At 66.4% G+C, this 11,628-nt stretch carries 6 protein-coding genes and 1 pseudogene; 4 read left to right on the top strand and 3 right to left on the bottom strand.

Annotated elements, in window-relative coordinates:
• Positions 1 to 4 precede the first annotated feature (4 nt).
• Positions 5 to 565: a hypothetical protein gene (locus GA0070215_RS28670; protein WP_208600327.1), complete on the bottom strand. Its 561-nt coding sequence runs from the start codon at positions 563 to 565 to the stop codon at positions 5 to 7.
• 538 nt (positions 566 to 1,103) lie between these two features.
• Here GA0070215_RS28670 and GA0070215_RS10975 point away from each other — a divergent pair.
• Together GA0070215_RS10975 and GA0070215_RS10970 are read left to right on the top strand one after the other, a co-directional pair.
• Positions 1,104 to 2,294: an IS110 family RNA-guided transposase gene (locus tag GA0070215_RS10975; RefSeq protein WP_091045198.1), complete on the top strand. Its 1,191-nt coding sequence runs from the start codon at positions 1,104 to 1,106 to the stop codon at positions 2,292 to 2,294.
• 891 nt (positions 2,295 to 3,185) lie between these two features.
• Complete coding sequence (locus GA0070215_RS10970; protein ID WP_141708180.1) at positions 3,186 to 4,004, top strand: hypothetical protein; 819 nt, start codon at positions 3,186 to 3,188, stop codon at positions 4,002 to 4,004.
• Positions 4,005 to 4,214: 210 nt separating this feature from the next.
• On the opposite strand, the gene GA0070215_RS10965 is transcribed toward GA0070215_RS10970, so the two are convergent.
• Positions 4,215 to 8,231, bottom strand: a complete 4,017-nt coding sequence (locus GA0070215_RS10965; protein WP_141708179.1) for a PIN domain-containing protein — start codon at positions 8,229 to 8,231, stop codon at positions 4,215 to 4,217.
• 711 nt (positions 8,232 to 8,942) lie between these two features.
• Between GA0070215_RS10965 and GA0070215_RS10960 the strand changes: the two genes are divergently transcribed.
• Together GA0070215_RS10960 and GA0070215_RS10955 are read left to right on the top strand one after the other, a co-directional pair.
• Positions 8,943 to 9,296: a hypothetical protein gene (locus tag GA0070215_RS10960; RefSeq protein WP_244166964.1), complete on the top strand. Its 354-nt coding sequence runs from the start codon at positions 8,943 to 8,945 to the stop codon at positions 9,294 to 9,296.
• Positions 9,297 to 9,299: 3 nt separating this feature from the next.
• The gene (locus tag GA0070215_RS10955; protein WP_091044846.1) at positions 9,300 to 11,345 is read left to right on the top strand and encodes a tetratricopeptide repeat protein; all 2,046 of its coding nucleotides are present in this window, start codon (positions 9,300 to 9,302) and stop codon (positions 11,343 to 11,345) included.
• Here GA0070215_RS10955 and GA0070215_RS10950 read toward each other — a convergent pair.
• Positions 11,338 to 11,628, bottom strand: a pseudogene (locus GA0070215_RS10950) (IS701 family transposase); the annotation flags it as partial. The gene GA0070215_RS10955 and the pseudogene GA0070215_RS10950 sit on opposite strands and share 8 nt — an antisense overlap.

Here is an 11,628-nt window from a genome sequence, read left to right as displayed (position 1 = left end):
GTCGTCACTCGCGGACCAGCCCCGGCGGCAGCGCGTCCTCGTCGAGTCGGACCTGGCGGGCGTTGGCCACGGGGTCGCGTTCGAGGGTGTGGATAAGTGGCGCCGGGCCGCCGACGCAGGTCCAGGTGTCGTCCCAGAGCGCGGAGACCAGCCATGACCGGTCGGCAGGGAAGAACAGATCGGGTAGGGCGCCGTGCGGGTGGCGGATGTGCCCACCGGTGCGCCAGGCGAGGGCTTGCTCGGGGCCGGCCTGGACCAGCACGTACGGCCAGTTCCAGTAGAGGAACACTCTCGGGGCGTGGGTGAAGACGACGTCGTGGGCGCCGGTGTCGAGGTAGGCCAGCCACCACGGCTGGTCGGGCGTTTGCGTGGTGAGGTCCTCGATCAGGGCTTGCTCGTAGGCGGCGGTGGTGACGTCGTCGGTCTGGTACGTGGTGGCGTAGGCGTCGAAGACCGATGGGATGGCGGTGGTGATCGAGACGCCGGCAGCGGTGTGCCCGGCGATCCAGCCCACGTCGGCGGCGGCGCCGACGCGCCAGCCCCGCCCGTCCTTGTTGACCTGCACACCGCCATTCAAGCCGCTGCAGCGACGGTTGGCGTGGCAATCAGGCCGGTCTCGGAACAGCGGCCGGCAATCAGTCGTCATGGGCCACCATGCCGTACGCCTGCCCCGCGCTCAGTAAAGCATGCTGCGTCGATCCCGCACATCGTGTCCGAGGTGCCAGCCAACGACGGCGGCAAGCTCGAGGTCACCCCGCCCGCAGGGCCGGAAGTGGAAATGGCTGTGTGTGTTCCGCCGTGATCGTGGCTGAGCGTCGAGGTGCCACCCACCCCCGCCTCGCGGGCGCGCTGGATCGAGCGGGCGCGGCCCTGGCGGCCGTAGACCCTGACGCCCAGGAGGCGGTGGGTATGGCTGCGTGTGTTTCGCCGAGATCGCTTGGCTCACGGTAGGAGATGCCACCCACCGCTTCGCCGTCTGTGAGATTCGGTAGACCGCTGATGGAGATCCGCGACCTGCGTTCGCCTCTTGAGAAGGTGCCGGCAACCCCGAACCCCAGACGAGTGCCATCCGAGCAAACCGACCGATGAAGGAGAGCACGACGGTGGCGAAGCTGTGGATCGGCGTGGACATCGGCAAGACCCACCACCACGTCGCCGCCGTCGACGGCGACGGCCGGCTCGTCTACTCCCGCCGAGTAGCCAACGACGAGACCGCGCTCCTGACGGTCATGGCGGAGGTGTCGACACACGGCCGTCCGGTCTGCTGGGCGGTCGACGTCACCACCGGCCTGTCCGCCCTCCTGCTGACCCTGCTCTGGCGCCGCCAGGTCCAGGTCCGCTACGTCTCCGGCACCGTCGCGTTCCACATGGCCGCCGCGTTCGCCGGCGAGAACAAGACCGACGCCCGCGACGCGGTCGTCATCGCCCAGACCATCCGCATGCGCCCCGACATCCCGATCCTGGATCCCTCCGACCGGCTCCTCGCCGAACTCACCGTGCTGACCGGCTACCGCGCCGACCTCGTCGGGCAGCGCGTCGCCACCCTGTTCCGGTTGCAGGAACTCCTCACCGGGATCAGTCCCGCCCTGGAGCGGGCGGTGGACCTGAACCGGAAGGCCCCGATGATGGTCCTCGCGTGCTGGCAGACCCCGGCCGCGATCCGGCACGCCGGCGTCGACCGGATCACCGCCCTGCTCCGCCGCGGCCACGTCAAGAACGCCGTCCAGGTCGCTGAGGCGATGGTCGGCGCCGCCCGGCAGCAGACTGTCACCCTGCCCGGCCAGCGTGCTGCTGCCGTGGTGGTCGGGCAGATGGCCACCGAGATCCTCGCCATCGAACAACGCATCGCCGCCGTGGACGACCTCATCGCCGAGCAGCTCGACCAGCACCCGCTGGCGCCGATCATCGGGAGCCTGCCAGGCATGGGTCCCCTGCTGACTGCGGAACTGCTCGTCCATACCGCTGGCATGACCGAGTACGACAGTCCGGCGAAACTCGCCGCCCACGCCGGCCTGGCACCCGTTTCCCGCGATTCCGGAACGGTTGCCGGCAACCATCGGCCGCCCCGCCGATACCACCGCAGGCTGCGGCACATTCTGTGGATGGCCGCTTTCGCCGCCGCCAGGGAATGCCCCACCTCGCGTGCCTACTACGAGAGGAAACGCGCCGAAGGAAAGAATCACCGGCAAGCCATTCTCGCTCTCGCCCGGAGACGCGTCGACGTTCTCTGGGCACTCATCCGCGACCGCAAGACCTTCACCCGACCGACACCAGCGATCCGCGTCGCAGCCTGATCCGCACCACGCCCCGCCGACGCGACCTCGGTCCCGCCGGCCATACCACCCTGCCTGCCAAGATCAACCGGAGTCACATGGAGACTCGAGCTGTGGTCCTGGGCTGGGCAAACAGGGGTCCGGGTGACGCGGGTGAACGTGGGCCACTCCCTGCCACCCCAGGTGAACCCCAAGGTCGCTAGACTAGGCGCTCGCGCCCTCGTAGCTCAGGGGATAGAGCATCGGTTTCCTAACCCGACGCTCCGTTTGTGTCCGCAGGCCGATGACCTGCGGCTTTTCAGTTTCTGGCTGCGTGTGTCAGTCGCGCCGAGGCGTTGCTGCGCTCGCTTGCTGAAGATCAGCAAGTTTGGCGTTTCGCCATGTTCCAGCAGTGCGACGTCATGGACGTCGGGCGGGGCCTATATCACGCCATGCTTGCCCAACCGGCCTCCAATGTGGTATGACGACACGGCGTACGTCCTGGCGCTGACTCCGCGAGGGAAGGCTATCCGTGTGCCGTCTTCGAGTGCGAGTCTGTGCGACGAAGGCCGTCTGGCGAGGGTAACGATCCTGGGAATGAGGTCCTTGACGCCGCGCCAGAAACGAGAAGGGCTGCTGCAGATGCCGGGCCCGTCCCGCCGGCCACCTGAAACTCGACCGGCGTCGACTATCCGGTCTCCACTATCGGCTCGCGTTGGTGCACCCTTAGCCTCGCCGGCTGGCCAGACCGTATTTCGCTCTGCCGCGACGCCTCAGGCCGGAGCTTCCGCATGGTAGGCCGTAGGCGACCGCAATGAAAATCGATCCCTCCCGGTTCGTTGTCGGTGACGAGTGGGCGTATCGGGTGCGCGACGATGCCGCTCGGAGCGTGTCCAGATCATGGCGGTCATACCGAAGAAGACGAGCGCCCGTGTGGAGGTCAGGTTCCTTGACGACCCTGACGAGCGCACCGAGAATGTGCCGGGATCGCGGCTGCGGGTTCCGTGGACTGAGGTAGCGCCGTTCGATGCGATGATGGCCAACTGGCAGCGGCTTAATGACCTTGAGCTCGACAACACCGAGCAGGCCTGTGTTGAAGAGGTCTTCCAGTTGCTGATCGCCGAGGAGGTCGCTGAGATCGAGTGGTCTCCCGTCGAATGTGCCACTCGGGTCAGCGACATGGGCCAGCTGTGCACTCTGATCCGCGTCCCGGTGGAAGAACTCCGCGCCAGCGCGGAGTGGTTCGACCTTGACGCCGCCACCATGATCTCTCCCTCCGGCACACTCCTCATCGCCGAAGCCGCCTGCCGGGCCAACCCCACAGCCGTCCTCGACCACGTCATCGAGGAAGAGTCCAAGTCTCGCCACAAATGCAAGCACGGAGACGAACGGCCCAGCCTGGGCACCCGAGGGCGGGAGCCGACAACACCGGAGTGGGAGTACCACGTGTACAGGCGGTTCGACCGGCCTCGCCACGAACTCCTGCGCCAGTGGTGTGGACACCGAGCCGTGACCACTTACGAACGCCTTCTCGCGGCGGAGGCTGAGACCCAGCGGTTGGACGTCCTCGTTACCCGCATGATTCGAATTATTGAGCAGGCCGGCGATACGACTCTCGCCGCTTGCTATGCGGAGGAACACGACCGCGAACGGATCACCCCGGCCACCATCCGCCCCGTCGTCGACCGCCCGCTGCACCCCTCCGAAATTCCGGTGCGCGAGATCCGTGTCCGACGTCGCTGGGGCTATTGAAGCTTGTCGCTCGCCCCTTGTTGAAGCCGATTGAGTCGTACGGTGCGCGGCTGGTGAGTCCTGGCTTCGTGGGCGGACGGGAGCAGGCCGTGGTACCTGTCCCTTCGCTGCACGGTAGGGTCAGCCTCGTCTCTCTACGCCCGTAAGGCACCGACCACCGGCGCCGGTTGACCACCGCCCAGCAGCCCGCAGTGTCGGCATCTCACCCTGCTACTCGAGGAGCACTCGGATGATGGCGTGCTTGTCGATCTCGCCGAGCGCAGCGAAGGTCTCGACGACGAAACGGGTGGCGAGTTGGCGTGTCGAGCCGGTGACGTAAGCGTCCCGTAGGAGAGTGGCGGCGATGGGCAGGGGGTCCGTCGCCGGGATCCCGTCCGGGTCATCGGTGTCGGTAAGTGCCTGGCGAGTCGCAGCGACTAGATGGGCGACTTGTTCACCTTGTGCGGCAGCAATCTCGATCGTGGTGGCCAGCAGGCAGGCTGCTACGCCGGCCGCCGCGCTTGGCCTTATGAAAAAGCTGCCAGCACCGTGCACGGCTGCGTACAGCCAGTCACGGGCTGTGGCCGGTGCATGAGTCTGGACCTGCGTGGTGAGCCGTTGGTAGAACGCCAAGGTGCGGCGGGCGTCGGCCCAGGTCGTTGGCCGGGCCAGTGCTGCAGCTACGCCGGCAGGGTGCCAGTTGTCATCTGCGGCCAGATCGAGCAGGCGCCGCTCATCGAGCGGCATATGACCGATGCGGGCCTTGATCAATCGTCTCATGCACTGTTCGTGCTGGTCCTCGGTGATCGCACCGGCTGTGACTAATTGATGCAGGACGGCGAAGGTGGAGGCGGCTTGAACGCCGGTGCCGCGGGCGAGAACGCGAAGGGCCGGGTCGTCGCTCCAGAGCACGGCATGTTCGGCACGCGCGAGGTCCAGAGGCGACACCCAGACGCCAAGTGGGCCGGGCAGTGGCTCGTCGAAGGTACGTCTAGTAAGCGGGGTGGTCCGACGGGTAAGCGCTTCGATCGCGGCGTGGAGCCCTTCGGCGTCTCGGGCCAGCCGGTCCGCTTCGGCTTCCGTCGCCTCATCGAGCAGTAGGTGATCGTGTTGGTCTTCATACCGCACCGAGCGGGTGGTCCGGAGCGCCAGGGTGTCCTCGGCGGCGAGGGAGTCGAGCATGACGTCGTCGGTGGTCAGTACCCGGGCGAATCGATTCATCGCGGCGCGACGGACGTCGTCGGGCAGTGCGAGTAATACCGTGGCCGCCGGCGTGTCGATCACGATGTCGTGGTCTTCAGCCGCCTGCGCCGCCTCAATGCAGGCGGTGAACTCGCCGTGGTCAGGGACATGGGCAGGTAGGATGCCGTCGCCGCGGCGTAGACAGATCTCGGCGTAGCTGCGTTGGGCCGCCGCTGCGAGCCTGGCGAGTGGGACTTGGCCACGAGCAAGGCCGTGCGCGAGGCGGCGCCACAGCATCTGCTGGTCACCGGTGCGACGCATCATGGCGATCATGTCGGTTCGCAGCTGATCGAAATCGGCGCTCTGCAAGCGGCGCAGATGCCGGCTGTCGGGCCAGCGCTGGAAGAACTGTTCCGACTCGGCGGCGAGCTGAGCGCGGAGTCGGTCAGGCAGTTCCACGGCTTCCGGCCACGGCAGCATCAGGTTCATCAACGCGAACGCGACGAACTGTTCGTCGTCGCCGAAGCGACGCAACAGGCGTAGGCATCCGACGACAGTCTCCACCGGCTGTCCCCGTCGACGATGTAGCTGGATCCAGGCTCGGGCGTCGGCGGTGTTTGACGGGTCGAGCGGTTGGGGTGCCTCATGCAGGGCCCGCCATGCCTCGGCGACATCGCCGCGGTTCATCTGGGTGCGGACCAGCGCCCAGCGAGACCTGGTGTCCTCCGGTTCAATCTGCACCACCGTGCGCAGCAGGCCGCAGAGGCGGTCCAACCGGCCGCTGTCGCTGGCGAGTTGCGCCACCAGCCGCAGCGCATCAGCCCGACCACTCCAGTCCGGCTCCGCTGCGGCGAGCAGCGCGGTTAGTTCCTGTTCAGCCTCATCGGAGCGCCCGGCGCGGGCGAGGACCTCCGCCGCTGAGAGGCGCAGCGATCGATCACCGAAGTGATCAGCGGCGTCGCGAAGGGTCTGCACCTGATCATCGAGCTGGCCGGCCGCCTGGTACGCCTGAGCGAGGTTGAGCGCGGCGGTGACCGACGAACGCCGGCGATCGCGCAGCTGCAAGATCGCCGACCCGGGCCGACCGGCTGCCAGTTCCGTCATGGCGCGCAGTTCAACGGCCTCATCCGGGTAGCGGCGAGCGAAGGCCGCGTACCGGGTCAGCCCGTCGATGCCGATCTGCGCCAGGCCTAGCAGCGCCTGGGCGAGCTGCTCGTCGCTGCCGTCCGCCAGTTCGGCAGCCCGCCACCAGTGCGGCTGCGGGTCCCGCCCGTCGGCCTGCGCCAGGTAGGCGTCGATCTGCGCTCTCCCAGGCCCGTCGGGAACTTGCTCGGCGCGCTGCCGGGCCAGGTCTAGCTGACCGAACTGGATCGCCGCCATGGCGACGTACTGGCACACTTCCGCGGAGGCAGCCTCGTAGGCGTTCGCCTCACCGTCCGGAGCCCCGAGATCCAAAACCCGCCGCAGATCCATGAGCAGCAAGCTCGCGTGGCAGGCCACCGCGACCGCCTCCGGGCTGTCGCCGCGGTAGGTGCGTCGATCATCACGGGCGCGGATCGCCAGGGACCGGGCCTCGCGTAGGTCGGCGTCCCAGTTCGGCGACTCACTTCGGCGAGCGCGGATGATCAGCATCTGTGCACGCGCCACGGCCAAGCCGGCCGCCCATTGGTCGCGCAACGCCTCGGCGAGCACGTGCAGGCCACGGTCAATAGTTGGCCGGTCCAACACCGGGGCGGCGTCGTCCCGCGCGGCGAGCCGGAGCCGAAGCGCCGCTCGAAGAGTGCGATCGCTCGGCTCCTCTGGTGCCCACGCCTCGATGATGCGCACTGCGGTGTCCCGATCACCCGCGAACAGCGCCACAACCGCTCCGGCGAACGGCTCGCCCTCCGCCACCGGTCTCGGCAGGGACGCAAGCGCGGCCTGCCGGCCGTCGTCGCTGCCGTGTTCGTCATAGATCATGGCAGCGCGAGCGAGCCATAAGGCTCTGCGCGGAGCGCCTTGGGTCGCCGCGGCCGTGAACAGGTCCGCGGCCAGGATGCCGGAGCCATAGGAAGCAGCCAATTCACCGGCGGCGAGTTGTACCTGCCAGGAGGCCACACCCAGCCATGCTGGTCTGCTGGCCTGCCACTGTCGCAGCACCTCGGCGGGGCGGTCCTCGACGGCCGTCACCGCGGTGATCAGTCGCCACGCCAGCGTCTGGTCGTCGCGCCAGGCTGCAAGCAACCGGGGGCCGTGCAGTGCTGGCAACTGCTGCAGCCGCTCATACATCTGCTCGTCCCGAACGACCGCCGGAGCGAAAGCCGGCGTCAGCGGGGCGATCGAAACCAGCGTGTGGACATCGCGGACCAGCATGTCATGGGTCACGGTCGCGGCGGTCTGTGCGTATTCGGCGGACAGCTCCCGCAGGCGCCGCCAGACCGCGACGGCCCGCGACGGATCACCCGCCAGCGACACCAGCCGGCTGACCACAGCTGTGCGGTCGGCCTGGTCGTCACCTTCCAGCCGCAGTTCGATGATCCGCAGAGCCTTCAGTAGCCGCCACGTCAGCGCGTCCCGGGCCGCGGTGTCGGGTAGCGGTATGCCGCCCTGCGCCGCTGCCGCGGTCACAGCAGCATCGAGAGCCTTCAGCCGTTTACGGATCTTGACGTTGGTCGCCCGGGGCGCGGCCACGGCTCTGCGGAACGCGGGATCGTCCGGCTGCCGACGCGCCAGGAATGCCAACTGCGCTACTTCGACGGCACCTGTGTGCGGGGCGGCGAGGGCGAGCCCGAGCCGTTCCCGGCCGGTGTCCAGCCCAGCGTGCCGGTCGATCACCATCCGTAGGTAGTTCGCCAGAAGAGTGACAAACGGGGCGTTGCCACCTCCGATTGTCGGCGTTCGGCGGACCCCGACGTACAAGGTGCGCGAGTTCGGGGTGCAGTCGCCGAGCACGACGAGGTCGTCGACTGGGCACGTGGTGCCCTGCTGGAACCGGACCTCACGAACGGTGAATTCGTCGCCGAGACCAGCGACGGGATGCCGCAGCAGCATCGCGGCGAGCAGCAGCGCCCCGTAAGCGTGCTCCAAGGTGGTCCCACCGCCCCCCGTAGAGTAGGGGCTGGCGTACCCACGGTCGGTCGGCCTCACCGGATCGCGCCACTTCTTCCGTCATCACCGGCCCCCTGACGGGCACCGAAGACCATCATGGCGTACCGGTACGACAGGTCCCGGAGCAGGCGCATCCCGCAGACACTCGCGGTTGGAGCTTGCCGAATCATTTGGGCGGCGGCAGGATCAGATCCTGGATGCTGAGATTCGCGGCAGCCCGCTCAACCACCGACGCGACGCAAGTACCGCCGCGAGCCCGCGGATTGCACGCAAGCGCGGTCTTCCTACCTCGTTTGATCTTGATGCGCAAAGCGCCGCAATCCCTGCCACTCCGGCGTAAGTCCGCATCGTCTGCAGCGCGGCATCCGCCGCATGGAACTTCTGCATTCGAACAAGAAGTTGTGCGTCTCAAAGACCGGCATGGGGTGCACGGGCCTGGTCAGCCGCTGTTCTTGTACTCCGGTGTGTCGATGTCACCGTCGTCTGATGGTCTGCCGTCCAGGTTCCTCCATGATCTTGCCAACCCCGCTGGTATCGAGATCTGGACACCAGCGCCAGGCTCGGCACCGCCCTAAACTCTCCTGATACGACCGGCCTCTTGCTCATGTTAGATAGCATGCCCGGGGGCTTGGCCTGCTGGGAAGCGGCGAGCGCTGAGGCTGTACAGAGAGGGACAAGGCGTTGTCGAACGTGGACCTAATCGTCACGGCGTTGGGGGCAGGTGCAGCGGCGGGACTCACAGGTGCTGCATCCACTGCGGTCAAGGACGCCTACGTCGGCCTCAAGCGGCTCCTGCGCCCTTGGGTACGTGGTGGAGCTCGGGAGGCCCTAGAGGCGGACGAGACCGAGCCCGGAATCTGGCAGGCCCGGCTCGGCGCGGAGATCACCGCCTCCGGCGCTGACCTAGATGAAGAAGTGTTGGCAGCGGCGCGTCAGTTGCTGCAGTTGGCCAGCCCACCTGCTCCTGGAAAGTACGAGGTGAAGCTCTCGCAGGCCAAGGGCGTGCAAATCGGTGACCTCAGCGTCCAAACTAACCACTTCTGATTGATGCAACAGAGGTGGGTCGACGCCGCCTTCGCCAAGGGCGTCCTGGTCGGAGATCACGGCACTCAGCACAATTACATCTACCCGGCCGCTCCAGTCACGTGGCCAGTGCAGGTCGGCTCTGTGCCGGTGCTGGCGTCGGCTTTCCAAGATCGAGTCGGTCTTAGTGCTCGCATCGATGCCGCACCGCCTCGCAGTAACACCAAGGTTTGCACACAAGTACTGTCCGGCGGCGGTGGGGTAGGAAAGTCGCAACTTGCCGCTTCCTATGCCATCGAGGCCACTCGAGCGAATACGGATCTCGTTTTATGGATCGACGCGTCCACTCATGAGAATGTACTCGCTGGCTACGCCCGCGCGGCAACTCGCATTCAGGTGGTTGGCTCCACAGGCGGAGGCAACCTCCTGGCTGACGCCGAGGCCTTTTTGAATTGGTTGGCAACCACCACTCGATCTTGGTTTGTAGTGCTCGACGACATCACCGATCCAGCCGTCCTTGCCGGCCTGTGGCCTCCAGTATCCCTCAACGGTCAGGGTCGAACTCTGGCGACAACCCGACGACGAGACGCGAGCCTAAGCGGCGGTGGACGCAGGTTGATCAGCATAGACATATTTTCCATGGACGAGTCGCTCCGGTACCTACGGCAACGGCTGGACGATGCTGGGAGCCCGCATCTGTTCGACGAAAACGCTGGTGGGCTGACTGAGGACCTGGGACATCTGCCCCTAGCGCTGTCACATGCAGCGGCCTACATGCTCAACGAGCAGATCCCTTGCGTTCTATACCGCCGCCTATTCCTGGATGCCCAGACTCGTCTGGAGACCGCCTTTCCGGCCAGCGCCGATACCGAGGGCTATGGCCGGCGAGTCGCGATCACCCTATTGCTCGCCCTCGACAGCGCACAGTGCTCTCAACCGTATGGACTTGCGCGCCCTGCCCTCCAACTCGCCGCGATGCTTGATCCCGCGGGTCATCCTGATGCGCTCTGGAGCACGTCTGCTTTCACCAGATACCTAACTACGTACCGCGAGCTGTCGGAACATCAGTTAACCGAAGGAGCCCTGCAACCGCTCTCTGTCACAGAAGAACAGGCGCGGGCGGCCCTGACCTTGTTGCACCGATTCGGTCTGATTGCATACCAGCCTCGCGCCGAGGCGCGGGCGGTGCAGGTGCATTCCCTCACCGCTCGCGCAGCCCGCGAGTCCACCCCCGATGCGCAGCTGCTCGCCGCAGTCCAGGCCGATGCCGACGCGATACTGCAGATTTGGCCCGAGTTCGCTCACATCGAGCGCGATCTGATTTCTACCCTGCGTTCCAATACTGCAGCCCTTGTCGCATGTGGCGGTGACTACCTGTGGCAACCGGCCGGACATCCCGTCATGCACCAGGCGGGAATCAGCCTTCTCGAGGCCGGCTTACCTGACGCTGCCATTGCCTATTGGAGTGATCTCACCAGCACCGCTGAGCGACTCCTTGGTCGTGACAGCTACGAAACATTGGGTAACCGGGCCAACCTTGCTGCAGCGTACAAGGCGGCTGGCCGCATCTCAGAAGCCATCACGCTGGAAGAAAACGTCCTAGCCGACTCCGAACGCGTGCTTGGCTCGGATCACCCTGAAACTCTTGTCACCCAGGGCAGTCTGGCGTCTTCATACCGGGCGGCCGGACGGGTTACGGACGCTATCGCCATCGGGGAGATTGTTCTGAGGAAGCGCGAACGGGTGCTCGGCCGAGATCACCCTCAAACCCTTGTGGCCCGGGCTAACCTCGCCACTGCATACTGGCATGCTGACCGCCTCAAAGACGCCATCTTCCTAGAGGAACAAGTCCTTGCGGACAGTGAGCATCTTCTGGGTTCCCACCATCCCGAAACTTTGACCGCCCGCCACAACCTTGCTATGTCGTATCGGGATTCCGGAAAAGTTATTAAGGCCATCCCGATGCTTGAGGCAGTTCTCACTGCCCTCAAAAGGATACTCGACCCAGAGCACCCAAAGGTCCTCGCTACTCGCACCAACCTAGTACGGCAGCCGCCATTTGCTAGGTGAGCAGGGCGTATTCGCGGTTGAGGCGGGTGCGTTGGTGGTGCCAGCGGGCGCGGGCCTGGTGTCGGCGTCGCCAGGTGAGCCAGTCGATGGCGTGTCCTGGTGGTGGTGGGTGGTGCAGGGCGTCGGCGAGGAGTCGTCCGACCTCGGGCACGGTGAGCGGGATCAGTCCGGGATCGGCCGGTGGTGGCTGGTCGGGTGTGGTCGGTGGGGGTGCCTGGCTGTCGGTACGTTCCCGTAGCGCGGCGGCGGTGACCGTGCAGACCGCGAGGGCGGCCATGACCAG

The organism is Micromonospora marina (genome assembly GCF_900091565.1).
Taxonomy (GTDB): domain Bacteria; phylum Actinomycetota; class Actinomycetes; order Mycobacteriales; family Micromonosporaceae; genus Micromonospora; species Micromonospora marina.
This window is presented reverse-complemented; position numbering and strand designations above follow the sequence as displayed.